At 65.9% G+C, this 25160-nt stretch carries 17 protein-coding genes; 1 reads left to right on the top strand and 16 read right to left on the bottom strand.

Annotated elements, in window-relative coordinates:
- The 8 genes from ACM6UT_RS21155 to ACM6UT_RS21190 form a co-directional block, all read right to left on the bottom strand.
- On the bottom strand, positions 1-917 hold a 917-nt coding region (locus tag ACM6UT_RS21155), incomplete at its 3' end, for a DUF2493 domain-containing protein (RefSeq protein ID WP_416799315.1).
- A gap of 306 nt (positions 918-1223) precedes the next feature.
- Positions 1224-2267, bottom strand: a complete 1044-nt coding sequence (locus tag ACM6UT_RS21160) for a DUF7146 domain-containing protein (protein WP_107394281.1) — start codon at positions 2265-2267, stop codon at positions 1224-1226.
- Complete coding sequence (locus tag ACM6UT_RS21165; RefSeq protein WP_416799316.1) at positions 2268-6623, bottom strand: strawberry notch-like NTP hydrolase domain-containing protein; 4356 nt, start codon at positions 6621-6623, stop codon at positions 2268-2270. It abuts the gene before it with no gap.
- Positions 6624-6746: 123 nt separating this feature from the next.
- Positions 6747-7391 (bottom strand): antitoxin of toxin-antitoxin stability system, encoded by a 645-nt coding sequence (locus tag ACM6UT_RS21170; RefSeq protein ID WP_107394283.1) that lies wholly within the window; start codon positions 7389-7391, stop codon positions 6747-6749.
- Complete coding sequence (locus ACM6UT_RS21175; RefSeq protein WP_107394284.1) at positions 7375-7803, bottom strand: hypothetical protein; 429 nt, start codon at positions 7801-7803, stop codon at positions 7375-7377. The genes ACM6UT_RS21170 and ACM6UT_RS21175 overlap by 17 nt, the downstream gene beginning before the upstream one ends.
- Positions 7804-7918: 115 nt before the next feature.
- A complete protein-coding gene (locus tag ACM6UT_RS21180) occupies positions 7919-10054 on the bottom strand; it encodes a ParB/RepB/Spo0J family partition protein (RefSeq protein ID WP_416799317.1) in 2136 nt (711 codons plus the stop codon).
- A 161-nt stretch (positions 10055-10215) separates the two neighbouring features.
- Positions 10216-10743, bottom strand: coding sequence for a hypothetical protein (locus ACM6UT_RS21185; protein WP_107394286.1), 528 nt, complete (start codon positions 10741-10743; stop codon positions 10216-10218).
- On the bottom strand, positions 10743-11705 hold the full coding sequence (locus ACM6UT_RS21190) for an ArdC family protein (RefSeq protein WP_107394287.1): 963 nt from the start codon (positions 11703-11705) through the stop codon (positions 10743-10745). The genes ACM6UT_RS21185 and ACM6UT_RS21190 overlap by 1 nt, the downstream gene beginning before the upstream one ends.
- A gap of 356 nt (positions 11706-12061) precedes the next feature.
- On the opposite strand from ACM6UT_RS21190, the gene ACM6UT_RS21195 reads away from it, so the two are divergent.
- A complete protein-coding gene (locus ACM6UT_RS21195) occupies positions 12062-12436 on the top strand; it encodes a thermonuclease family protein (RefSeq protein WP_416799318.1) in 375 nt (124 codons plus the stop codon).
- 4 nt (positions 12437-12440) lie between these two features.
- On the opposite strand, the gene ACM6UT_RS21200 is transcribed toward ACM6UT_RS21195, so the two are convergent.
- From ACM6UT_RS21200 to ACM6UT_RS21235, 8 genes are all read right to left on the bottom strand, one after another.
- Positions 12441-12623: a hypothetical protein gene (locus ACM6UT_RS21200; RefSeq protein ID WP_129609364.1), complete on the bottom strand. Its 183-nt coding sequence runs from the start codon at positions 12621-12623 to the stop codon at positions 12441-12443.
- 21 nt (positions 12624-12644) lie between these two features.
- Positions 12645-13877 (bottom strand): patatin-like phospholipase family protein, encoded by a 1233-nt coding sequence (locus tag ACM6UT_RS21205; protein WP_129609363.1) that lies wholly within the window; start codon positions 13875-13877, stop codon positions 12645-12647.
- On the bottom strand, positions 13874-15967 hold the full coding sequence (locus ACM6UT_RS21210) for a ThiF family adenylyltransferase (protein ID WP_416799319.1): 2094 nt from the start codon (positions 15965-15967) through the stop codon (positions 13874-13876). The genes ACM6UT_RS21205 and ACM6UT_RS21210 overlap by 4 nt, the downstream gene beginning before the upstream one ends.
- Before the next feature lie 174 nt (positions 15968-16141).
- On the bottom strand, positions 16142-17275 hold the full coding sequence (locus tag ACM6UT_RS21215; RefSeq protein WP_416799320.1) for a ComEC/Rec2 family competence protein: 1134 nt from the start codon (positions 17273-17275) through the stop codon (positions 16142-16144).
- A gap of 144 nt (positions 17276-17419) precedes the next feature.
- Entirely contained in the window at positions 17420-17983 is a 564-nt protein-coding gene (locus ACM6UT_RS21220; RefSeq protein WP_107394291.1) for a hypothetical protein, read from the bottom strand.
- 22 nt (positions 17984-18005) lie between these two features.
- Positions 18006-18920, bottom strand: a complete 915-nt coding sequence (locus ACM6UT_RS21225; RefSeq protein ID WP_129609361.1) for a sensor histidine kinase — start codon at positions 18918-18920, stop codon at positions 18006-18008.
- A 141-nt stretch (positions 18921-19061) separates the two neighbouring features.
- The gene (locus ACM6UT_RS21230; RefSeq protein WP_416799321.1) at positions 19062-22484 is read right to left on the bottom strand and encodes a UvrD-helicase domain-containing protein; all 3423 of its coding nucleotides are present in this window, start codon (positions 22482-22484) and stop codon (positions 19062-19064) included.
- On the bottom strand, positions 22484-25141 hold the full coding sequence (locus ACM6UT_RS21235; RefSeq protein WP_416799322.1) for a PD-(D/E)XK nuclease family protein: 2658 nt from the start codon (positions 25139-25141) through the stop codon (positions 22484-22486). Before ACM6UT_RS21235 ends, ACM6UT_RS21230 begins: the two co-directional genes overlap by 1 nt.
- Positions 25142-25160 lie beyond the last annotated feature (19 nt).

Here is a 25160-nt window from a genome sequence, read left to right on the forward strand (position 1 = left end):
CCGCCGAACCTGCAGACCGGGATACCGAGCTTCTTCGCCTTGTCGGCGAGATTGTCCTGGATGCCGGTGCCGGGGAAGACCATCACGCCGATCGGCAGCACTTCGAGCATCTGATCGTTGCGCTTGAAAGGCGCGGCGCGACCGTGTTTCGTCCAGTCGGGCGCGAAACCGATCTGCGGCACGCCGCGGTGGTCGGCCCAGCGGGAGGCGATCTTCTCGGCACCCTTCGGCGATTTGCCGTGCATCAGAACCATGTCGGGATGCTTGGCGTGGACCTGGTCGAGCTTCGCCCAGATCAGCCGGTGATCGTTGAATTCGAGCCCGCCCGTGACTGCGATCTTCGGACCGGGTGGCAGGAGAACTTCTTGCTCGGCGCGCTTTCTGGCGGCGAGGAAGTCGCGGCTGTCGATCATCGCCGAGGTGAGATTGCGGTGGTTGACCTTCGAGCCGTTGCGCGGGAGCCAGGGTTTGCCGGCGTGACGCTCGTAGTGCTCGCCGGCCTGGTCTCGCATCAGCTCGAACGCATCCTGCCGCTCGACCAGCGTCCTGCCTTCCGCGATGAGGCGCTCGAGTTCGACCGATTTGACCTCGGTGCCATCCTGCTCCCGCTGGGACCGGCGCTGCGCCTGCTCATTGTCGTCGAGGTCGCGGGCAATCCGCTCGGCGGCGCGGTGGAAGACGTTGACGGTAGACCAGAGGAGATCGTCCAGGTCGGGCTCGAGGCGGGTGTCGCCCAAGGTGACGATCAGGGCGTCAAAGATGTCGGCGATGGCGCCGGCGACGATATTGCCCTCGGGGAGCGGTCGCGGATCGGGTTCGTCCGCGAAGGGACGGTAGCCGTAGAGCTGGAGTTCGGTCAGGACGTGGTCGGTCGAGGAAGAGGTGTGGTGCGGTTCATGGTCGTCATGCTCGCTCATGGGATGCTCCGTCGGTTGGACCGCGACCGTCGCGGCCTTCATGGCGACGAAGCCGTCGGGCGGGCCGGACTGGCACCCGGAGCGACAGCGCAGGGCCGAAGCGCAGCGGAGGGCCGAAGGGGCCGACTATTTTGGCTCGCGATGGAAAGGCCCGAAGGGCCGCCGGAAAATAGTCGGCTCCAAGGTTGCCTGGCCGGACCGTTTGACGGCCGATCGCCCTCTCGAAGGCCGAGGCGCGGTCCTCTTTCGATGGGTGAGCATCCGGCGACGCGGTTGACGGCGGGTCGCCCCGCACCCCCGTTCCGGCTACGCTGCCAGCCCCATGAAGCGGGCGACGTCCTGCGGCGCGATCTGGAGGCGGATTCCTGCCTGCAGCGCATCGATGCCGAGCACCCGCAGATCCTCGTTGAAGTCCCCGAGCGCTGGCGAGAGCACGATCGCCTCGATCCCGGCCTGTTCGGCTCGGTCGATCAATGCCGCCATCGCGCCGTCGCCCGCCGGATCGTCGTCGCGCGCGATGTAGAGCCGGCGCAGGATGTCCGGAAAGAGGATGGCTGAGAGATGGGCGGCCGAGAGCGCGGCCACCATCGGCATGGTCGGCAGGACGCATCTGAGCGACAGCATGGTCTCGATGCCTTCACCTGCCGCCATCACGTCCTGCGTCACGCCGAACCGGACCGCATGGCCGAGAAGGTCGCCCATTGCCCGCCTCGGCGTGTCGATCGGCGCCTTGCCGTCGCCATCGGGAGAAAGCCAGGTGCGATGCGCTCCGGTGATCCGGCCTGCGAGGTCGGTGACGGAGGCGATCATCGCCGGCCAGGTCTCGGTCGGCAAATACTCGTCGGGCCGATAGTAGCAGCGCGGGTGGAAGCGGAGTGATCCGGTTCCGTGCAAAGCCGTGATGCCGCGTTTCCGTAAGTACGCTTCTGCGACTGTGCCCGTAATCGGCTGCGACATGGCGAAGAGCCGTCGCGCGGCCTCCGACGATCCGGTGGGCGCCGTCGTTGGCCGCCGTTGACGGTCCGGTTCGGGTTCGGGACGCGGCAGGCTCAGGAAGGCCCTGGCCTCATCGGCAACGTCTTTGAAATCGGTGAGACCGCAGCTTTCTCGGATGACGTCGAGCAGGTCGCCATGTTCCGCGCTTGCGGCATCGGTCCATTTCCCCGCCGCGCCCTTGCCGGACTCCGGCCCGGTGAGTCGGACGAACATGGAGCGGCCGGGCGTGTTGCGCACATCGCCGACCAGCCAGTAGCGGCCCTCGCGATGACCGGCGGGCAGATAGTGCCGGCACACCGCCTCGGCCTGGCGGGCAAGTCGTCGCGCCAGTTCGGATGCGTCGTGGCGAGCCATTTACGCAGCCTCCCGTTCGGAGACGCGCTCGACCGGGTAGCGCTCCAGCACCTTCGCCAGCACAACGGCGCCGCTCGCATCGGTCGGTACGAACATGCGCAGCTTCCACGAAATGATCTCGTGGAACAGGCCGTATGCGCCGAGCCGGTCACGCATGGTGTCGGTGAAGCCCGACAACTCGATGCGATGGGCGCCCATGACGCGAACCCGGCGCAGTTGAAGTCCTTCAGCAAGGTCGAGGATCGTCCTGCCGTCGATCAGGGCCGCGAAGGCATCGTCCGGCGTCAGCGTCGTGGCGCCGGTGGCGGTCGCTTCCGCAACCCATGCCGGTGAAACCCGGCGGCCGACGATGCGCTCGCCGTCATCGGTCTGAAGCCGATAGACGCGCGTCGACTCGTGCGGCAGGCGCTTCCAGATCGGCAACAGCAGGCCGGCGACGACATGGATGGTGCTGTCGGAGAATTCCGGCACCTCGGCCAGCTCAGCGTTCCAGGCCTTTGCGAACGTGACTTCATCGGCCTCGATCCAGTGCGTCTCGCCCATCATCTTCACCGGGATGTTGTGCGCCTCCATCGGCCGGATCAGGCGGACGCGCCGTTCGATCTCGCCATCGTCGAGCATCACGCTGCTGGTCGGGATCCGAACGGCCGCCCGGCCCGAACGCTCGTTGACGAGCAGCACGGCGCGACGATCCGAGAGATGGGCCAGGGCCTGGTCGAGCGCGACCGGCCGGTTGCGTTCGCGCTGGGTGATGGTCAGCAGCCGGGTTTCCGCGCCGGTGCCGGGATGGACATGGATGGTGCGCCGGCCGGTGACGACGAAGCTCTCGGCCTTGAGCGTCTCCAGCCCCATGTCATAGGTGCCAGATGCAATGGCGCCTTCGATCCTGGCATTCAGAAGCTGCTCGAATGCTGTGAACAGGATGCCCTGAAGTTCGATGGTCAGCGCCAGCAGGCGATTGAGGAAGGTGGTGATCGGCGGTAATTCGTCCTTGATGCCGTTCGCGTCCATGAGCGAGAGGCCGGTGGCATCCTCGAACATCTGAAGCGAACAGCCCTCGACCTTGCCACGCACCAGCAGCAGGTAGAGCTGCCGCAGCGCGTCGCGCGCATAGGGGCTTTCCAGATTGTCCTCGGGCCGGAACAGGCCCTGGCCGCCGGTCTGGCGCTGGCCGCGCGTGATCGCGCCGAGGGTGTCGAGCCGCCGCGCGATCGTCGACAGGAAGCGCTTCTCGGCCTTCACGTCGGTGGCGATCGGCCGGAAGAGGGGCGGCTGCGCCTGGTTGGTGCGGTTGGTCCGCCCCAGGCCCTGGATGGCGGCGTCGGCCTTCCAGCCCGGCTCGAGCAGATAATGGACCCGCAGCCGCTGGTTCCGCGCCGACAACTCGGCATGGTAGCTGCGGCCCGTTCCGCCCGCGTCGGAGAAGACGAGCACACGCTTCTGGTCGTCCATGAAGGCGGCCACATCGGCAAGCGAGGCCGAAGCGGCGCGATTCTCGACCATCAGGCGGTCGATACCGTTTGCGCCGGTCTTGCGCACGATGCGGCGGGAGCGGCCGGTGACTTCCGCCACCGTGTCGGTGCCGAAATGCTGTACGACCTGGTCGAGCGCGCCGGGAACGGGCGGCAGGGAGGCGAGCTTCTCGATCAGGCGATCGCGGCGGGCGACAGCCTCGCGGCTTTCAACCGGCTGGCCGTCACGGAAAACCGGCCGGGACGACAGGTTGCCCTCGCTGTCGGTGAAGGGTTCATAGAGCTGCACCGGGAAGCTGTGCTGCAGGTACGACAGAACATATTCGCGAGGCGTGATGTCGACCCGGACGTCGTTCCATTCCTCGGTCGGAATTTCCGCAAGGCGCCGTTCCATCAGCGCCTCGCCGGTCGAGACGATCTGGATGACCGCGGCGTGACCCTGTTCGAGATCGCGCTCGATCGAGCGGATCAGCGTCGGCGTCTTCATCGAGGTCAGCAGATGGCCAAAGAAGCGCTGCTTGGTGGATTCGAAGGCGGAGCGCGCCGCCGACTTCGCCTGCCGGTTCAGCGTGCCATGCTCGCCGGTGATGTTGGCGGCCCGCATCGCCGCATCCAGATTGTTGTGGATGATGGCGAAAGCCCCGGCATAGGCGTCATAGATGCGCGTCTGCTCCGGCGTGAGCTGGTGCTCGACCAGCTCATATTCGATGCCGTCATAAGAAAGCGACCGGGCCGTGTAGAGACCGAGCGCCTTGAGATCGCGCGCCAGAACTTCCATCGCCGCCACGCCGCCGGCCTCGATCGCCTCGACGAACTCGGTCCGGGTCGTGAAGGGGAAATCCTCTCCGCCCCAGAGGCCGAGCCGCTGCGCATAGGCGAGATTGTGGACGGTGGTCGCGCCCGTGGCGGATACATAGACCACACGGGCATTGGGCAGCGCGTGCTGGAGGCGAAGGCCCGCACGTCCCTGCTGCGAGGCGGCCTGTTCGCCGCGGTCGCCCTTGCCGCCGGCGGCGTTCTGCATGGCGTGGCTTTCGTCGAAAATGATCACTCCGTCGAAGTCGGAGCCCAACCATTCGACGATCTGCCGGACTCGCGAAAGCTTCTCGCCGCGCTCGTCGGACCGCAGCGTGGAATAGGTGGTGAATAGGACGCCTTCCTGGAGCATGATGGGCTTGCCCTGCGGGAAGCGGGACAGCGGCGTCACCAGCAGCCGCTCCATGCCGAGCGCCGACCAGTCGCGCCGCGCGTCCTCGATGAGATCGGCCTTGGAGATCCAGACCGCCTTGCGACGCCCTTGCATCCAGTTGTCGAGGATGATGCCGGCCGACTGGCGCCCCTTGCCGGCGCCGGTCCCGTCGCCGAGCATGAAGCCGCGCCGGAATCGCACGGCATTCGGCGCATCGTCACGCGCGGCCGAGACCATGTCGAAGGTCTCGTCCACGGTCCAGGACCCGGCGAGGAATTCGCCATGGGCCTCGCCGGCATAGATCACGGTCTCGAGCTGGGCGTCCGACAGGAGACCATCGGTGACGATGTTGGCCGGCAGGCGCGGCCGATAGCTGGGCTTGGGCGGCGCGACCGAGGCCATCGCGGCCGACTGCACCAGCTTGGTCGGATGGACCTGAGAGCCGGGAATACGGATCGACTGAAGAGCGTATTCCTCATAGATCGCGTCCGTCAGCCGGGCGCCCTCGGCCGGCGTCCAGTCCACCGTCTCATAGTCGAGCTCGACGCCGTCGGGCTCGGCAAGGCTGGTCGGAACGGGAGTGGATGGCCGTGCGGCATATCCCCGAACGATGCGCGGAGCGGTGGTATTCGTGATGGAGGGAATGGCGGAAACGCCTGAGGAAGCGGCGACCGCCAGCCGTGCCGGAACATGCGTGTCGATCCAGCCAAGCAGCGTGGCGACGTCGGGCGCGACGCCTGGCGGGACCGGGAACACCGCCGGATCATCGGCAGGCAGCTTGTCGATGACGGTCAGGCGCGTGTCGATGGTGGTGCCGTGCCTGGCATAGACCGAGCCGTCGATGGCGGCGGTGAACACCACGCGCCCGCGTGCCTGCAGGCGAATGAACGCCGCCACCCAGGCCGGGTTGTCGGGAGAAAAGTTTGCGCCGGTGATCGCGACCAGCCGCCCGCCGTCGGCCAGGCGCGCCAGTGCCGAGGCGACATGACGACAGGCGGCATCGGCCATCCGGCCCGAGACGTTCGCCATCGCCGAGAATGGCGGGTTCATCAGCACGACGGACGGCACGACGGCCGCATCCAGATGATCGTCGATCTGCGCGGCATCGAAACGGGTGACGGGATTGGCCGGAAAGAGGTGGGAGAGGAGACCGGCGCGGGTCTCGGCCAGCTCGTTCAGGATCAGCGATGCGCCCGCGATCTCAGCCAGGATGGCGAGCAGGCCGGTGCCGGCAGAGGGCTCCAGCACGCAGTCGGCGGCGGTGATCGACGCGGCGGTCGCAGCTGCGAGGCCGAGCGGGATCGGAGTGGAAAATTGCTGGAAGGTCTCGCTCTCGGCCGAACGGCGCGTGTGGGTGGGAAGAAGGCCGGCGATCTTCGCCAGCATCGGCAGCATGGCAGCCGGAGAGCCGGCTTTGCGGGAAAGCGCCTTTCCGTATTTGCGCAGGAACAGCACGGTCGCCGCCTCGCAGGCGTCATAGGCGGTCTTCCAGTCCCAGGCGCCGGTCGCATCGGAGGCGCCGAAGGCCGTCTCCATGGCGGTGCGCAGGACGCCCGCGTCGATGCGCTGGCCGCGTTCGAGATGGGGGAGAAGAAGCCGCGCCGCCTCGGCCATGCGAGCGGCCGGATCGGTGACAGGGGCGAGCGGGATAGACGTGGCCGCAAGGGCGGCCGCGGATGCGGAGACAGTGGTCATGGAGGGAACCTCGAGGAGAGCGGGACGGGACGAACCGGCTGGCGCTCTCTCTCGACCGCACCGGCTCGAACCCGTCCCGGCGGCCCTCTTCCTCTGACCGGACCGATGATGGACCGTTGGCGCTTAGCCGAAGCGTCGCCCGGAAGCGGTGAAGGTGTAACCGTTGGCGATGATCGCCTCGTCGACCACGGCGTCCGAGGTCTGGTATTCATATTCCCGTTCGAGCTGGCGGTAGAGCCAGCGGGCGAGATCGCGCAGCGCCTCCGTCACGGCCTCCCCCGCATCGGCGGTCATGTCCTGGCAGGTCGGACTATCGCGCTCGACCGAGATCGCCATGCAGTATTCGTGATAGTAGTGGCCGCGATGGGTGGCATCGGCGCGAAGCTGATAGAAGTTCCGCTTCTGGACCGCCTGCAAGGCGTCCGCTATCCGGTGAAGCTCGCCATCTTGCGGCGCGTGCGCCCTGATCGTGTGAGCGGCGCCTTTCACATGGGAATAGAAGGCCTCGAAGCAGGCGCCATCGCCCTGCGACCAGAAACCGCGAAAATAAACGCACGGCTTCTGCCGCGTGCCGCCGCCATCGAGGCGCACGGCGCGGGTCTTGAGCCGGACCCCAAGAATGGCGCAGATCGCCTCGAAGTCCTCGTAGACAAATTCGTACCAACCATCGGTGTCCATGCTTTCGCGGAACCAGGCGCGCGCCTTCTCCTGCGCCTCCACGGACAGCTCGCCGAGCTGATAGACGGTGGTTTCAACGATCCTCGGCATCGTCCGACCCTCCCCCCACGAGCATGTCGGCGAGCCATCCGTGCGTGCCAATCCACGCGACGGACTGGCCGGCGCCGAGATCGAGCACATGCGCGCCGCCGCCGAAGGCATCGGTGCGCGGACGCGAGCAGGTGTTGGCGTATTGGAAACCCCAGCGGCCGGTGAGGCCGAAGGTTTTCGCACAGAGCAGCACGAAGTCGATGACGCGCTGCGGGTCGCCGGTCACGTCATCGCGGATCCAGAGCTGGGTGCCGCCATGTTCGGGCTGGATCGAAAGCTGGAAGCCGTCGGAGGGCGGGTCTTCCGCCACGCCGTCGTCGGACAGCCTGTTGTAGAGGTCGAGCGCGCGGGCTGCGTTCTGCGGCGTGCCGACATCAAGCAGGCATGAGAAATGAGTGAAATAGTCGGCCATGCGAGGCTCCTGAAGCGAGAGGAGCCCGGCTGTTTCCCGTTGCGGAGGGCCGGGCTCGGATAAGCGGATGGGGTGAAGGGATGCGAGGCGGCCGGGGCCGCCCCGCCTGGTTCGGCTATTCCGCTGCGATCATGCGGGCCGGGTCATCCTCGCCGTCGGCGCTGGTGGAAGACTCGTCGTCATCGTCGGAGAGGAAGTCCGGCAACGCCTCGGTTTCTCCCTCCGTCGTCGCCACGTCAGGAGCCAGCTCGGCACCGGCAAGGCGCAGCGGCTCGGGCAGCCAGCCGGTGTCGGCGAGCAGCCGCTCGGCTTCCTTCGCCATATCGCCCTTCTTCAGATGGTCGATGAGCTGCGCGGCCCGTTCGCCCGCGCCTTCGCGCACGGCTTCGAGGATGCGCGCCTTGGTGACGCGGCCGAGATAATTGCCGACGGTCGGACGCCAGCCCGCCACGGCCATGTCGAGGCCGGTGGCCCGGGCAAGGTGATCGGCCTCGGCAAGGCGCAACTGAACCCCATGCGCGGAGATCGCGCCGCCACCATAGCGGTCGGCCCGCTCATAGAGCGCATTGACGCCGAACGATGCGCAATGGGCGAACAGTTCGGCCTGCTCGGTGCCGGCGAGCGCGGTAAGCGCATCCCAGAGGTCGGCGACGTCAGCCGGCAGGCGCGCTTCCCAATCCTTGTGGCGCGCTTCGATCGCACGCGCATAGGGCATGTCCCGCAGTTCCGGCGACTGCGCCTGAAACACCGTGCCGCGTACCGCGACTTCCATCGCGACGCTGTGGGCGCTGTAGCGCGAGAAGACGTCGCGGCAGAACTTGTGCAGCACGGCCAGGAAGGCGGTCGCCGGGTCGCCCGCAAGCTTGTCCCTGAGCGCCAGCGTGCGCTCGGCGGTCAGCTCCATCACGAGACGGTCCGGCAGGGGCTTGATGGCGTCTTCCTCCTCGTCATCCGCCTCGATGGGCTGTCCGCCGATGCTAATGATCGTCCGCTGGCTGGAACCGTCCCCGTCGGGATCGCCCGCCGTCTTGCCGTCACCATCCTCGCCACCATCGGTGGCCGGAGCCTCGTCCTCGGGCTTCACATAGCCGCGGTCGACGAGCAGCGAGCCGTCGGAATCGATGCTGACGAAAACGCCGGCGCGCGCGATATCGGCCGGATCGTAGCGGACGGGACGGGTTTCCAGGGCGTCGATGGCGGTCTCGATCTCGCCCAGGCGCTCATCGACCTCTTCCGGCAGCTCGTCCGCGTCCTCATATTCGGCCTGGAGCTTGTCATACTCGGCGCGCAGGGCATCGAGGGTCGCCTGTTCCTCGGTCGTGCGATCGATCGGCGTGCCTTCCAGTTCGCGCAGGCCGTGGGTCACGCCATAGGGGAAGCTGACGGCAACCTCGATCCACTTCCAGCCTTCATTGGCGATCTCGTCGGCCATGACCTTCAGCTTCTCGGCGGCCAACCGGTCGAGCAGCGCCGCATCCTGCAGCCATCCGCCATCGTCGGACTGGAACAGGTCGCGCAGGACGATGCCGCCAGCCGCCTCATAGGCGTCGATGCCGACGAAGACGGCGCGCTTGTCGGAAGCGCGCACCGTCGATTCCGTCAGCATGCGGCGGATCTGATAGGGCTCCTTCGACCAGCTACTGCGGAGCGCCTCCCAGACCTGTTCCTGGCGGCTATGGTCGGGGGAGACGGTGAAGGCCATCAACTGCTCGAGCGACATGCCGTCCTCGGCATAGGTTTCGAGCAGCGCCGGCGAAACGGACGCGAGCCGCAGCCGCTGCTTGACGACGTTGACGGGCACGAAGAAGGCGGCTGCGATTTCCTCCTCGGACTGGCCCTTCTCGCGAAGGGTCTGGAAGGCGCGAAACTGGTCGAGCGGATGAAGCGGGGCGCGCTGGCAGTTTTCAGCGAGCGAATCGTCCTCGGCGAGGATGCCGGAGGCTGGATCGCGCACCACACAGGGCACGGGCGCGGTCTTCGTCAGGCGCTTCTGCTTGACCAACCGTTCGAGCGCGCGGTAGCGGCGGCCGCCGGCCGGGATCTCGAACATGCCGGTTTCCTTGCCTTCGGCGTCGAGCACGGGGCGGACGTTGAGGCCCTGAAGCAGGCCGCGCCGGGCAATGTCCTCGGCCAACTCCTCGATCGAGACGCCGGCCTTCACGCGCCGGACGTTCGACTGGCTGAGCACCAGCTTGTTGAAGGGGATGTCGCGCGAGGACGACAGGGTGATCTTCTGAACGGCAGTAGCCATCGGGATTTTCTCCGCGACGGGCGGCCGAAAGCCTCTCTCCCGGCCTCCAACCCGTCACGAAAATCCCCTCGGCCCTCTTCCTCTCGCGGCGGCGAAAGCGAAGGCCGAGGGGTGAAGGAGGAAGGAACCGCAGCCCGTGCGCTACAGACACCGGCATCCGGTCAGCCCTTGGGACGGGGACGCTCCGCCACGGCGGCCAGGACATCGTCGAGCAGTCCCTCGGCCGCCCGCAGCGCCCGTTCGGGCGAGATCGGCGCCGGGTTGCGCTTCGCCAGCTCGCGGATGCGATGACAGCGATAGTAGGGCGACAAGATCCGCGTCAGCATCCGCACCTCCGGGTGGCGCCGATGCAATCCGAGCCGTTCCGCGGCGGCCAATGCCTTGACCAGATCGTGCCGGACCTCATGGCGGCACCGGTCATCGTTCCACCCCCGGAAATGCAGGTAGGATTTCAGCGACAGTTCGACGGCGCATCCGATGAGATGAAAAAGGACCTCGCGCGAATGGGAATCGCCCGCCGCACGCAGGCGATGCGCCCCGGCGAGGAACTCAGCCGCATTGTCGAAGAGATATTTCCCTCGCCAGCGTGTCGATGGCTTGCGCGCCCGCGCGGATGCATCACCGGCCGCGGGGGATGACGCAGCCTTCTGCCGGTGGCCTCGCCGGCGCGATGGAGACGGCGCGCGCATCAGGCTGCCTCCCGCTCGTCGGCGTCGGCGGGCACTGGAGCAGGCCGCCCATCTTCGGGCACAAACTTTAGCAGCCAGTCGGCCGCCTTGCTGGCCTGCGACGCCGCACGGACGATGGCGCGATTGTCCTCGCGCAGGACCTCGGCCCAGGAGCCGATGTAGTCGGCGTGGCGCACGGTCGGCACGATGCCGAGCGCAGCACAGCAAAATGCCGCTGAAATCTCGGCTATCATCTCCTCGAAGGCGTACTTCTTCGTGCCAAAGGAACCGGAAAGGTCGCGATTCAGGCGATGCGGCGCCCCGCTGGCATGGGAGCATTCGTGCAGGGCCGTCCGATGCCAGTTGATGGGCTCGAAGAAGGCCTGGGGCGGCGGGACCATCACATAATCGTGCGCCGGCACATAGAAAGCACGGTTACCTCCGATACGGAAATCGATCCCGCTCGCCTTGATCAGCGCCTCCACCTTCGGCTCGATCAGGCCGGGTTCGGGCGGCGGCGCGACAATGGCGAGGTCGTCGGGCAGGCCCTCGCATTGCGACAGGTTGAAAACCGTGAAGCGCTTCAGGAACGGGATCGCCTGGGCTTCTTCGCCGGTCTCCCGCGACCGCTTCTTCTCGTCGTCGGGAATGAATCGATCAGCATAGACAACCGTCGTTCCGCGCTCACCTTTACGCACATTCCCGCCGAGAGAGAGGGCCTGACGGAAAGTCAGCCAGCTCTGGCCGGGGAAGCCACGCTCGATCACAGCACCCCAGAGGATCAGCACATTGATGCCGGAATAAGCTCGGCTGGTGGCGGCGTTTTTCGGCATGGCGAGCGGCGCTTTCGCCGCTGCCGTGCCCCAGGGCTGGATCCAGGGTAGCCGGCCGGCCTCCAGCTCGGCGAGGATCTTTCCGGTGATTTCGTCATAGAGGCTCGTCCGGTCGGAGCCGGAACGGGCGCGAACAGCATGTCTGGACATCGCAGGTCTCCGCGACGGGCGCCGGAGGCCTCTCCTCCAGCCCTCAACCCGTCACGGCAAACCCGGTCCGCACTCTCACTCTCGCCCGTTCAAAGGCGTAGAGACGCAGAAACGTATTCGCGGCATTTACGACTTGCCCCTATTCTCGCGTCAGGGATGGAAGCCCGGAGGGGGAAGACCCGCTTGTCGGGGCTTCAGCTTTGCCGACAGCCCGGCCCGAAGGGCGACGTCCACCCCCTCATGGTGGGGCGCTCGACGAGGCGAACGGAATTGTCTTCGCAGCTTGAACCGACTATCCGGATCAATCCGGCGGATCGGTCGGGATCGTGTCGGTCGGTGTTCCGCAAACTCTGCAGATGATGATGAACAGCCACATTGTCATTCAAGTCATGCTTTGCGTGCTGTCCTGCGAGCCGGCGGAAATCCGGGTCTGGGACGGAGATTCTATACGGCTGGGGCCGACCAGCCGGGCGGAGTCCGTGCGCATTTTCAACATCGACGCTCCTGAGATCGACGGTCAATGCACTTACGAATCCGAACTGGCCCAGCAGGCGAAGCATAGGCTCGCCGAGATCATGGAAGGTAGGCGCGTCGAGCTGTTCCGGCAGGGGAACGATCGATACGGCCGCACGCTTGCGGTGATTCAGGTCGACGGCGCGGACGTCGGCGACCAACTGGTTCGAGAAGGTCTCGCCCGGACATGGAGCGGCAGGCGAGAGGCGTGGTGTTAGCTCCTCAATAGGCTGCCGCAAGGCTGCCGCAGCAGCCGGACCCCTTGCGATCGATTGCCAGTTTCATGTCAATGATGGCTCGCTCGACGCAGGTCGGATCCGACGGGGCAAAGTTGATCGTCGTAATCTTGCCATTCAGCACTTCAGCAACTGTCGGACGGCAACTGCATTTCGCGCTGAAGATCATCTAGTCCCTTGATTGTGAAACTCATGGGTTTCCTGCCCGCGAAACGTTGCGACCGCCTTTCTGTCCGGAGTACTGTGCCAGATTCGCTGCATCGATGTTTGCGGCGGGCGCTTTCGTTACAAGACCTGCAGCGCGCAGGCTGGCATCGGCCCCGGCGTAGCCGACCTTTAGCAACAGTTCGATTTCGGAAGGAGAAAAGGGATTGAGGCGGGTCCGCAGGCGGGCTGCCAGCAATGCGGCGTCGTCCGGAAGCGAAACCGCATCCTCGAGGCCGTAGGCGCTGATCGGGGTCTCGATGCTCCAGAAGGCAACATGACGCTGTTTGAGATTGTGAACGCCAAAGAGCAGGCGCTTGCGGGAGTTTTCCGCCTGCTGCTGGACGATGTTAAGGACCCGATAGACTTGGCCGAACCAACGGCCCGTCGGTGAGCCAAGTTCAGGCATGGTGGCGCCGGCATTGCTGACCAGAACGGTGCGGCAGCGGCGCCAGATGCGTTCCAGACCGAGATTGTCGTACACGCCGCCGTCGGTCAGCACGGCCTGCTGCGTGAAAGGTGCCTTGTGTAGATCGGCCCCGTCCATCGGTTTGACGCTGCCGCTCTCAAAGTTGAGCCGGACGGGCGATAGGAACGGCGGAAACGCGGACGATGCAGCAATGACGCAGGATAGAGCCAGACGCGGATGGTCGATCCGACCGACGCGGTGATCAGCGGCGTAGTCCTTGGCAAACCTCCATCCGCTTCCGGTCTGAAGATTGGTTGCCATGAACGTGAAGCGCGGCTTATCGGGGAGGTCCTGCAGGGTCGCTCCACCGAACAGGTGGCGGTCATAGGCTTTGGCCACTTCGCCTGCTGCGGTGAAGCTTGGAAGGAGACCCAGAAGAATCGCCTTCACATCGACGCCGACGGTCGCAAAGCGGGCGATCGGACCGATGACCTGTTCATCCAGGTTCATCGCGCGACCATTCGCGTCAAAGTTCAGCCGGGACCATGCCGTGCCGAGTACGCCTGCCGTGATGGAGCCGCCCGAGACGCTCGCGATCTCACGCAGGCGCGGCAGGAAGCCGAACTCATTGAGCCGCACCAACGCGCCCGCGTGATAGAGCATGGCACGGTAGCCGCCGCCGGACAGGCACAGACCGATGACATCCTCGACTTTGCCTCCGGTCAGAAAATCGTTGCGTCCGGCCTGGGCCTCGAAAAGGCCCTGAAGATCACTACGCTGTGGTGTCGCCGGAGCATCCGCTCCTGTCACGACGCGCCTCCAGCATCCGTGAGACCTGCACCGCTGACGGCAAACGTAAAATGCCCATCCTGCGCCGCAATCGCCATGAGCCCCGGCAGACCTTCGTTCTCCAGTTCCTGCCCGAGCCAGAGAAGCTGGACGATGTCGGTGCTGCTGGGCATGGCTGACGCGCGGTCGGGGTGCGAATGCCATTCCCCGACATAGCGAAGTTGATACAAGGTCGCGGCAACCGCCGCGCTGACCTGTCCGGCTAGATCGGCGACGCCGCGTTCAAATCCGGTTTGCGAGGCGCGGCTGTCCTCCGGGGCCGGGAGCGCGTGTGCGATGTGGACCGATTGACGGCTCATATCCGCGATTCCCAGGAGAACCCCGCCCGTTTCATTCGGCAGCTTCGCGTGCCGCATGGTGGCAAGACGATCAAGGAGGTCTGCGTCATAGGAGACGGTCCATGCACCGAAGGAGACACGGGTGACTGCCGCGCCCTTTCGCTGAACACGCTGGACTTCCCCCGTGGTGGACAGAGTCCAGATGGTGATGGCGGCACCATCGTCCGCCAGCGCTGACGCGATACCCTTGGCCGCGAGCGCGCTCAGGATGGCGGCATTGCTTGCCGGAATGCGGTTGGTCAGAGCTCGGCAGGATCCGGTGTAGCGCACGCCGGGACCGTCTGTGCCGAGATGTCTCGCCAGAGACGGCTCCGTCAGTATGAACCGGTGATACTGTGCCTCCAGATCGCGCAGGGTGAGCGCGCGGTCAGCGCTTTCGGCGAGAAGGACGACTGCGGTTCCGGCGGGATTGAAGAAAGCGCAGACGCGGCGCGCCGTCACATCCGGCAGATCGGACAAGTGCCGGGAGACCGCAACGGACGCGGAAGCATCAATGATAATATCGGCGTCCTTCAGTGCGGCCGCGAACTTGGGCGCAGCCTGGTCATCCGGCTTCAGCACGTTGCAGGCAATGGCCGCCACAGGTTCGCCGAGGAGCCCCGAAAGCCGGTGTGCGAGCGCGGCGGCCTTTGGTGCGCCGATATCTGTGGCAAATAGGGCGTGGCGCACGAGATTGTGCGGCAGGAGATGATCCTCATCGATGATCGTCCATTCAAACGCGCCCTCGCGCGCGAGATCGGCAGAGAGCTGAGAGCCGAGAGAACCTGCACCGATCAGGACCGCACGACGGCGGTCGGGCCCTGCGTGACCCGCAACGGCTGCGGCGAGATCGCGGTTCAGCGCGAAATGCACCTGAGCCGGCTCGATGCGTGACGGGTCGGAGCTGGCTGCTCCTTCCGGAAAGGCCAGCATGTAGCCGCGCTTATCACCGACGCCGGTATTGTTGGCATAGAGCACGCCGAGCGCGACCCCGATGTCCCCGGCGGTGTCGTAGGTCAGGAACGCGCGGACGTCATTGACGCCGGGCCGCTCTCCGACAGCGATCGGAAAGGCGACCACAATGGCGAGCCGCGTTGAAAGGCGGCGCACATGGTCCGGACCAAGGCCTTTCCATGTCTTCAGGCGCGATTTCAGTTGGTCAATGAGGCGGATGCCGTGCGGCTCAAGCTCGGCAGCAAGTGCCGTGAGCGTGTCCGGCGCATGACGAAGCCGGGCCATGGCCTGCGGCTCGGCCTGAAACGCCAGCACCGTGAAGGCTGGGGGATGAGGATCATTCGGCACGGCGGGGCGCGAGATGATAAGGTTCTCGTTGTCGGGCCGTATCATGCCCGCTAGTTCGATAGGCTCCTGTCCTTCGATCAGCGCGGCGGCAGGAAGTATCAGGCCGATTTGCGAGCTGAAGAACAACGGATCGGGTGGTTGCGCCGGGTCGTGCAATTCGCCCCGCGCTGCCCTGGCGAGCCAAAGCTGAATACGACGCGCGATGTCCTGGGCGGACACAGTCAGTCGGGCTTCAGCCCATGGGCGGTCATCTATGCACAGGGCACAAGGGCCGCCCGGCGGCGACCAGTTCTGATGCAGCGTATCGGGGAAGTCCGGACGCAGCGATACAACGCTGAACGGACCCTCGGTGAAGGGGAATACGACGGCAACGGGTTCAACGGCCTTGATCGGGTAGGCCAGGTCCTGTGGACGTTCGACATCGACATCCAAGGCTACTGCGGCGTGGCCGCTTTCGGATGACTGTCGCAGGCCAGCAAGGGTGATACCGGGCAGCGATCCCTGCACGGCGAGGGACGCCAGTTCTCTTGAGAGAACCGGCGTCAGTTCACCGATGTCGGCGACTTCAGCACCGAAGCTGGTCCACCACGCGTGCAAGGTCATGCGCTAGCCCGCCCGCGCCGGGGTCGAGATCACGCTGGCCGCACCGACCGTTGCCGACACCGACAGCAGCGTCGCGCCCCGCTCGGTGATTTCGATGGTCGAGGGCTTGGGCTTGCTTGATGAGGGCAGGTCCATCGTGACCTTGAAGGCTCCGTCCTTCATATTGGCCACACGCTTGTAGTAGTTGGCCGCTTCTCGGTGCGGCGGCTGCACATCTTTGTCTTCAGCGCTGCCCTTCACCGGGATCGACTTGCTGGTGGACATCATCGTGCAGCGCGGCTGACCCTGTGCTTCGTACAGCCATTTCACGTCGGGGGTGGGCTTGGTCTCGTCCTCACCTTTCTCGGGGCCAATTGACAGGTACGAGCAGTGATGCGGGATCTTGAAGATATCCCAGCGCAGCCGATCTTCCCGCTTGTGACGCCTTGTGGTCTGCACGATTTGATCGATGGAATCGTAGTTGATGTCGGACATGAACAGCGCGTGAGTTTCACGCGAACCTTCAAGGAAGGTCGCCTGGAACACGACGCTGTCCTGGTTGCGGTCGACGATTCCGTTATCATCCTGCCGCCAGCCGAACGGGCTGTGGATGAAGAACTGCACCCGCTCCGGCCCGGCAGTCGAGAACCCCGGCACGAGCTGCCCTGCATCGGTGATAAGATGCGCGCGCGATTCCAAGGTCAGGCCGTTCTTCTCCAGCCACTCCTTCAGTTTCGCGGGTCGGGAGAACACGCGGATGCCGTAGCCCTCCTTGAGGCGGTAGCGGGCCTCCTGCCGGATGATGCGCGCGCTGTCCTGGCAACCTTCTTCGAGGATGGCGGCAGCAGGGACCCACAATTCCCGGATTTTGATGCGGCCTTCACCCTGATACTTGGCGGCATGGTCAAGCCAGAAGAAATCCCCGGACCCGCAGCAATGATCGTCGTCGAGGTGGGTAAACAGCACGACATCGTAGTAGTCGCGCTTGGCAGCGCGCAGGTCAGACTTCAATTCGGTCGGCAGATCGATGCGCCGATCCCATGGGTCTTCGGGGTTGCGCATGTCGGCATAATCCACAAGCAGCTTTCGGCCGTCGGCAAGATCGAAGCGCGTGCAGTCGGCATTGCCGAGCGGATGAAATGTGAGTTTAGCGGTCATGGGGTCCTTCTTCCTGCTCTGCCCTTGCGGGCGTTGTGATGCGCCGCCTGGGCTTGCGCTTGTGCGGCTCGGTTGTGTTTGGCATTTGCATCGTCCTCCCTTTCGATCTCGTTCAATGAATCTGTTTAACGGCTCTCAAAAAAATTACCCGACAGGGCAGTAGACAAATTCGACGCCGCCAGTGTCGGCGGCGCTTTCGCGCCTGAGAAGAAAGCCCTGTTCCCAGAGTTGCTTGAACTTCATGCTGGCATTCGCGATCGAGAGGTTCCTTTGCGCCGCAAATTCTGCCGCGCGTGTCTGCGGACGGCTCATCGCGAACTGAAACGCCTCACGCGTGCCTTCACTCGGCTGAAGGCCAATCAGTGTTGCGTTCTTTCCCTGCCACACCAGCACTGGCTGTTCCTTCTTTTCGCCTGCCGCATCGATATTCTCGATCATGTCGGGATCAGTCAGATCGACTAGGCAGAACCCCTTGGTACGGCGAAATCGCCGGGCCAGTTCGATGATGGTTTCGGACGCGAAGGATATGTCCACGCGCTTTACATCCTTCATCGATACGCGGAAGACGACCGTGCCGGCGTGGTCTTCCACAAAGCCGAGCAGACGCTGATAGACTTCTCGTCCCTGGCTGCGCCCCCATCCTTCAGGGCGGTCCATGTATGAAATCAGGGGAAGCACCCGCGTCGTCACCTCGTTCATCGGGTTCATTTAATCAGATTCGGGTGAGACGTCAAGCACCCAGCCCAAAGGCAAAGGCAATATGTGTGCCCCACAGCAGCGGCAGGCCTTCGTAGCAATAGGCGCGGTTTGGTTCATAAGCGCCACGGGCTGGCTTTAGCAGGACGCGCTGGTTTGGAAGGCGCACGTCCAGCGACGCATCGAATTTGATCGCTTTGGCAGCGCAGCCCTTCAACCCGCAACCCCGGTCGGCCCCATGACGGGAAAGCCCTTGGCGGAAGACCTCCACAAGCAGGTCCGTATCCGAGAGCTGTGCCAGCTTGGGGAACTCGGTGCGCAAGGACGGTCGCAGCGTCTGCATGATGCCTAGGCCGCTGTCGGAGACGGCCACAGAAAGACGGTTGCCGCCCGAGTAAACTTGAAGAGCCGCATAGCCGTCCAGTTGCGTGGCACTGTGCGAGAAAATGTTGTCGATAAGTTCGGCGAAGATCGTCCAGGTGGCGCCTTTGAGTTCCTCCACGTCTAGACGGCTGCTGCATGCATAGGAAATGGCGTCGCTCAAGCGGGTCGGTAACTCCTCGTCGCGCTCATCCTTGTTGATTCGGGCGATCTCGACCAACATGCTGTTACCGCCCCGATGAAGGCGCGCCCCGGAATAGAACGGCCTTGAAGGCAGGATTTCGACATCGGTTGAGAGGTGATCGAAGAAGCCCATCCGGTTCAGGTAGCCCATGGTTCCGGATTCGCCCTCTTCGAAATTCAGGCGCACGCGGCGTGTCGTGTAGGCGAGCTGGTTGGCAAGTGAAAGCAGACGGATCGCGCCATCGACCATGATCTTGCAACCGACAGGAAACGCGAAAACGACCTCTGTCGTGTTGTTGTTGTGTGGTCCGCACGAATCCCGCAGCGCCGCTTCAAATCGTGAGGCATTGATCCAGTTTGCGGGGAAACTCACCGTGCAGAGCATACAACACCTTTCGCGAGTCACATGATCGAAAGATCGCCTGCTGCCAGATTAGGCTGGTCCCTTCGGTAGAAATATATACGGCCAACGTTGTTCAAAAAGGGCTGTCGGTCTTTCGAGCTGGAGCTGAAGGAAACAGGCTCACTAGGCACCTGAGGTCTGCTGTCGGGCGTCAATGACCATTGTTGGAGCCGAGGGCGCGACGGTGATCACGGCGCCCGCGGTCATCAGCACGATCAGCCCGCGCTCGGCGCCGGTCATGTCGAGATAGGCGCGAACTTGCGAGCGATAGTGATCGAGCGTCTGCGGATCGGGGTTCACGTCGCTCTTCCAGTCGACGACGACGCCGGGGCGACCCTCGGCAGTCAAGGTCAGCGCGTCCGCGATGCCAGCGGTCGCGGTCTCCTCGCCATCATCCGCGCGGGCGGCGTAAACGGGAAACTCGGCTAGCAGTGCCGGGCGCAATGCCGCGATCTCGGGCAGAGCCAGGGTCCGCATGACACAGCCCGCCAGTTCCTCGGCCGAAAGACCTGTCGCCGGATCGGCAACCGGCGAACGGCCGAGCGCCCGAATGAGCACGTTGGCGCGTTCGGTGAAGGCCGGCGTGACCGCATCGGTTTCTCCGGTCAGGACTTCCTCCATGAGCTTATGGAGGATCAGCCCGCGCTCGCGGCCGCCCTGGACCGCGACTGCCGCTTCAAGTTCACGCGGCTGGTCATCGCCCGAGCCCATCCAGATTCCGGCCTCTTCCTCCTGGAGCAGGGCGCCGGACGTGCTCTCGTCGCGGCTCGGCGCCAGCCAGGTGAGGCGCGTCTGCCGGGCGGCGATGGCCGCAGCCTCGGCCGCGAAGGTGTCGCGCGTCTGGGTATTGCCCGCGCCAGCGCCGGCGACTGCCTCCCCGAGCGGCAGATGCGAGACATCGAGGCCGGGCAGATCGGCAAGCGACAGATCGACGAGACCAATCCAGGCCGATCTCGAGGGCGTTGTATCGAGCCGGGGCAGAACGAGGAGCTCGCGGGCACGCGTCGCCGCGACATACCAGAGCCGGATGCGTTCGCAATCCAACTCGTCCTTTTCCGCCTGGCGCGCGGTCTCATACCCCTCAGGCGCGACGCCGAGAACCGGGCAATAGAACGTGTCGGTCTGACGGTCGATCACCGCGCTGTCGGGCGCCATGACGCCCGTCATGGTGTTGACGGGGATGACGATTGGCCATTCGAGGCCCTTGGCCGCGTGCATGGTGAAGAGCGCGACGGCTTCTTCCTGCGCGTCGGGCCGGCCTTCCACGGCGCGCGCCTCGTCGGTCCAGGCTGCGGTCATCGCTTCGGCGAAGGCGCGAAGCCCGCGCACGGCGTAGCCCGTCGACAGGCTCAGATAGAGATCGACATTGGCGAGCGCGCGTTCGGCCTGACCGCGATGGCGCTCGAGAAGGATGGGACGAACCCGCATCACGTCTACGGCCTGCGAGAGAAGCTCGTGCGGCGTCGTGCTGTTGCTGCGGCGGTAGAGCGTCTGCAGCTTTTCGATGATCTCGCGTGCGAGCGGATGAGCGACGGTGGTGGGATCGACGCCGAGATCGAGACGGGGAATCCTATCAGGCTGTTCCTCGGAGCGCGGCAGCGTCCAAACGATATCCAGGAGCTCCTCTTCGGTGAGGCCGACCAGCGGGCCGCGCAGCAGCGCGCCGAGCGCCAGCGTATCGCGCCGGTCGGCGAGAACGCGGGTCAGCGCGATTAGGTCCTGGACCTCCTGGCGGCGGAACAGCCCCTTGCCGGCCTGTGTCGCCACCGGAATGCCGCGACGCTCCAGCGCCTCCTCATAGCGCCACAGTTCGGCGCCGGTCGGCGCCAGCAAGGCAATGTCGCCCGGCTGGCAAAGTCGTTCCGCACCACTGCGCCGGTCGATGATGGGCTGGCTGCCGATCAAGCGCGCGCACAGTTCGGCCACGGCGCCGGCTTCGGCGTCGCGCTGCTGCTCGGCGCTGGCCTTGCCGTTTTCGTCGGCAACAGCGATGTCGAGCGCCGCGACGCACAGGCCGTCGCCCGGGTCGTCGTGGAACGGGTCGAGGGCCGTGAATCCGGGTTGGCCATCCGCCGACAGCACGGTCTCGAAGCGCTCGTTGACGAAAGTGAGGATCGACGCGCAGGAGCGGAAATTGGTGGAGATCGACAGCAGGCTGTCGGGATCCTGAGCGTGAAAGGCCTCGCGCGCCTGCACATAGGCGCTGACGTCGGCGCCGCGGAAGCGATAGATCGCCTGCTTGGGGTCGCCGACCAGGAAAAGCGCGCCCGGCCGGATCAGGAACCGGGTCCAGTCAGGATCGCCATCGACCGGATCGCCGCACAGCCGCCAGAAGATTTCGGTTTGCAGGGGATCGGTGTCCTGGAACTCATCAACCAGGACGCGCGCAAAGCGCTGTCCGAGTGCGCGGCGGACATCATCATGGTCGCACAGCAGATCGCGCGCGGCAAAGACTAGATCATCGAAGTCGAGCTGGGCGCTCGCGCGCTTGTGGTCGCGATAGCGCTGCAGGATCGGACGCGCCTCCTCGATCAGCGCCGCCAGAACCTGGCTGGCCGCCGCCTGAAGAAGCGAAGTCCAGGCATCGCAGCAGGCGGTGTAGTGGCCTTCGGCGGCGATGTTCAGCCGCTCGCCATCTGCCTTGGAGAGGCCCGCGTGCTTCGCCGCCTCGGTCCATTTGCCCTTCTTGCGATAGGAAGCGAAGGTGCCTGCCTTGGTGCAAAGGTCCGGGTGCGGACGCGAGGTCAGAAGCCCAACCAAGCCCGAGGGTGTCGTGGGATCGGGACCGGCCGCGAGCGCGGTCGCCATCTCGGCCAGCCGCTCGACGATCACGACAGTTTCCGGCTCGGTCGCCGCCGCTCCACTCATGAAGGCCGCGAAATCCGCTGTCGCCTGCCGGAACGCCGCCAGATGACCGTCGAGCGGGGAGACGGGCGGCGCCGCGAGGGTGCGGCGGCGCCGCATATTCTCGGCGATCTTATGGACGAGCGCCACGGTTTCACCGGGGCTGTGCAACACCATTTCGGCAAGGATGCCGCCTTGGTCGCCGGACAGACGCTCCCGCAGCCAGCCATCGACGATCTCAAGGAAGGTGAGATCGGCTTGATTGCGGTCCATGACGCCGGCGCCGGGATCGATGTCGGCTTCGGCTGGGTAGGGCTTGATCAGGCGCTGGCAGAAGCCGTGAATGGTCGAGCAGGTGATTTCGTCGATCGCGGCGCTCGCGGTCGCGAGATTGTCGCGCTGCGCCTGCGACAGGCCTTCGGGCAGCGCCACGCGCAGCTCGGTCGCGACGTCGCCGGCCGAGAGGTCGGCGACAATTTCGCGGACGCGCGAGAGAAGCTCGCTGGCCGCCAGCTCGGTGAAGGTGACGGCGGCGATGGCCCGCGGAGCGACGCCCTCGGCGAGCATGACGGCGATGCGTCCGGCCATGACGGCGGTCTTGCCAGAGCCCGCACCGGCTTCGACGAGGATCGACCGATCATGGAGGCTGATCGCGTCGCGGCGCGCGCCGTCATCCTTGAGGGCCTTTGACACGCTGCTCATCATTCCGCCTCCCAGATTTGAGCGACTTGACCGAGCCGTTCGGTCGCAGCCGGCAGCTTGCGTTTGCAGTAAGTGGCGCTGGCGTTCGCCGGCAGGGCGAAGGCGAGGTCGTCATAGTCGCCGCCCGTGTCGGGGCCTGGCAGTGCGGCGCCGCCGGCGAAACTGATCCTGGCCGCACTCAAATAGCCGGTGATCTCAGCGAGCACCGCCTCGGGATCGTCGAGCTGGAGGTCGACCTGTTCGCGCGGGAACAGCAGTGAGGCGCTGATCGCGATGTCATCGCCCAGCAGCGCCTTCACCGCGAAGGCGTAGAGGCAGCGCTGAAGCTCCCGTCCGCCGTTCAGCCGGATCGCGGCCCGGGGAGCCCGGCCCGTCTTGTAGTCGCGAACGAGCGCGCGCTTGCCGTCGCCCGCGATGTCGAGCCGGTCGATATAGCCGGCGATATTGAACCCGGTATCGGGGATCGTGACTGGTACGCCAGGATCCCACGGGGTCGCCGCGTCCGACTTGGGCTCGGCCCCGCCGAAGGGCACCTCGCCATAGGAGCGGGCACCCGGCAGATGCGCATCGCCATATGCAAGAGCCCGGCCTGCCAACAGCCGGGCATCATCCAGGGTGCGCCCCCAGATGACGGCCGGCGGGACCGCGCGTTCGCTCTCCCAATCGGCGGCGACAACCCCTGCGGCCCGGTCCACAGCCGCCGTGACCTTTTCGGCGTCGGCGGATGCCAATCCACCGGCGCTTTCCAGGTCGTGCAAAGCGCGGTCGAGAACCACGTGAACCAGATCGCCGACGCCTAGCGCATCGAGCACGAGCGGCTCGGCGCTGCTTTCGGGCACGCGCCAGCCAAAGGCATAGACCCAGGTGAAGCTCAGCGGATTGCGCAGCAGACGCCGGAGCGAGCTGGCCGACTGGGTGCGGGCCAGGATTGCCAGAATGAGCGGATGATCGGGCCGGATGAGCCCGTCATGCGCCGTGATCTCGGTGCGCCGCCAGTCGCGCCAGCAGCCTTGCGCGCTGACCGCCTGCGGATCGGCGCTGAACTCCTGCGGCCGGGCCATGAGGCGGTCGGTTTCGCTGAAGGCGTGGGCCGGCACGGCGTTGCGGCGGAGATAGACCTCCTCGCCATGCCCGGCGAGCAGCGGGCTGCGTCCCAGCAGGCGCCCGTCGCTGTCGCGCCGGGCGCGCGAGAGGACGACTTCGCCGTCCGTGGTCGCCAGGATCGTCTCGAAATCGCGGCGATCGGCGAGGCTCACCGGCAGCGGGTCGAGCTCGGCGGTCGGGATGATATGGTCCGGGATCAGCCGGTCTTCGGCGATTCCGCGCGGCCAGCGCGAGGAGTTGAGGCCGATCAGCCGCACGAAGCGGCGCGGCGAGGCCGCGAGCGCACTGGCCGGCATCCAGGCGACGGACACGCACGCCTCCAGCCCGTCGTCCTGCTTCAGGGTTTCGAGGGTGGCGTCGATCGAGGCCGCCGGCCCGGCGAGAAGGGCCTTGCGCCAGATGGCGAGCGCGCGGCCAGTGAGGAAGGCCTCACCGATCTCGGGCGCTGTGTCCGGCCCCTTGTCGAGCAGGTCGATGGCTGCGCGCAAGGCCGGGGTGTGATCAGCGCCATCCGGCCAGTCCTCGGACTTCAATCGCCCCAGCAAGCGGTTCCAGGCGTTCGGCGTCGACATCGGCGCATCGGCCGGCAGGACGCGCAGCCAGCCTTCGGGAAGCGACTCAAACGGCGCGGAGTCCCGACACAGGGCGGCGAGGCGGCGGAGCCGGGACTGCGACAGGCCGCGAACCGCGATATCGGCCAGCGCGGCGGCCGCCTGGCCTTCACGGGTGGTGACGGCCCTGACGCCATGGACGAAGTGCAGGTCGATATTGGCGTCCGCGCGCAGGGCGAGAAAGTGATCGTCATAGTCGGCGGGCGAGGCAGTGGCGATCGCGATGTCAGACGGCGCCGCCCGCCCGGAGGCGAGGAGCGACCGCGCCCAGCGCATGGCCTCGATGGCTTCGTGATAGGCCGTCGCGGCGCTGACCGCGCTGACCTCCGGGGTTTCCGAGGGTGCGCGCAACACCGCGACACCGGTGCCTTCCAGCCAGGCTGGCGCCGGCCGCGGCCCGGCCGTCCATTGCACGGGAATATGCGCGGTGAGCGCCCCAAGGAGCGGCCGCCAGATGGGCGAGAGCTCGGTGAGGCCGGCGATCTCCATGGGGCCGAGAACGGCGGGCGCATGGGCGATACGGCTGGTCGCGGCGGCGACGATGTCGATGGGCCGGATCACGCCGGCGGGAAGCTGCGCCAGGACTGCCGCCTCCAACCGCGCGATGGCCTCGAGTCGCGGATGCTCGTCCGCGCGCGCCGCAAGGTTGATACCGGCGCGCCAGGCCTTGTGCAGGGTGTCCGCGGCCGCATCAATCATGCCGGGCAGCGACTTGATGCCTTCGAGCTCGCCCATCGGCGTCGTTGTCAGCACGGCCTGGATCGCCGCGCGCAGGCTTTCGTCATCGATCGGCCGGACAAAACCTCCGGCCAGCCGCACCGCCGCCTGCTCGAAGGACATGACCTGCAGGCCGTGGCGGCCGGCGCGCGCCGCCGCCAGGCGGCGTTCCCGCATGGCGAGGCGGCCGTGAACCACGAGGGTGGATCGACTCGCGACGGACATGGCCGCTTTCCTTTCCGGG

This window comes from Ciceribacter azotifigens (genome assembly GCF_048159625.1).
Lineage (GTDB): Bacteria > Pseudomonadota > Alphaproteobacteria > Rhizobiales > Rhizobiaceae > Allorhizobium > Allorhizobium azotifigens.

Excerpts from the sequence above, each read along its gene's own strand:
- ACM6UT_RS21160 (WP_107394281.1), bottom strand. The coding sequence starts at position 2,267 with ATGGCTCGCCACGACGCATCCGAACTGGCGCGACGACTTGCCCGCCAG.
- ACM6UT_RS21165 (WP_416799316.1), bottom strand. The coding sequence starts at position 6,623 with ATGACCACTGTCTCCGCATCCGCGGCCGCCCTTGCGGCCACGTCTATC.
- ACM6UT_RS21170 (WP_107394283.1), bottom strand. The coding sequence starts at position 7,391 with ATGCCGAGGATCGTTGAAACCACCGTCTATCAGCTCGGCGAGCTGTCC.
- ACM6UT_RS21175 (WP_107394284.1), bottom strand. The coding sequence starts at position 7,803 with ATGGCCGACTATTTCACTCATTTCTCATGCCTGCTTGATGTCGGCACG.
- ACM6UT_RS21180 (WP_416799317.1), bottom strand. The coding sequence starts at position 10,054 with ATGGCTACTGCCGTTCAGAAGATCACCCTGTCGTCCTCGCGCGACATC.
- ACM6UT_RS21185 (WP_107394286.1), bottom strand. The coding sequence starts at position 10,743 with ATGCGCGCGCCGTCTCCATCGCGCCGGCGAGGCCACCGGCAGAAGGCT.
- ACM6UT_RS21190 (WP_107394287.1), bottom strand. The coding sequence starts at position 11,705 with ATGTCCAGACATGCTGTTCGCGCCCGTTCCGGCTCCGACCGGACGAGC.
- ACM6UT_RS21195 (WP_416799318.1), top strand. The coding sequence starts at position 12,062 with ATGATGATGAACAGCCACATTGTCATTCAAGTCATGCTTTGCGTGCTG.
- ACM6UT_RS21200 (WP_129609364.1), bottom strand. The coding sequence starts at position 12,623 with ATGATCTTCAGCGCGAAATGCAGTTGCCGTCCGACAGTTGCTGAAGTG.
- ACM6UT_RS21215 (WP_416799320.1), bottom strand. The coding sequence starts at position 17,275 with ATGACCGCTAAACTCACATTTCATCCGCTCGGCAATGCCGACTGCACG.
- ACM6UT_RS21220 (WP_107394291.1), bottom strand. The coding sequence starts at position 17,983 with ATGAACCCGATGAACGAGGTGACGACGCGGGTGCTTCCCCTGATTTCA.
- ACM6UT_RS21225 (WP_129609361.1), bottom strand. The coding sequence starts at position 18,920 with ATGCTCTGCACGGTGAGTTTCCCCGCAAACTGGATCAATGCCTCACGA.
- ACM6UT_RS21230 (WP_416799321.1), bottom strand. The coding sequence starts at position 22,484 with ATGAGCAGCGTGTCAAAGGCCCTCAAGGATGACGGCGCGCGCCGCGAC.
- ACM6UT_RS21235 (WP_416799322.1), bottom strand. The coding sequence starts at position 25,141 with ATGTCCGTCGCGAGTCGATCCACCCTCGTGGTTCACGGCCGCCTCGCC.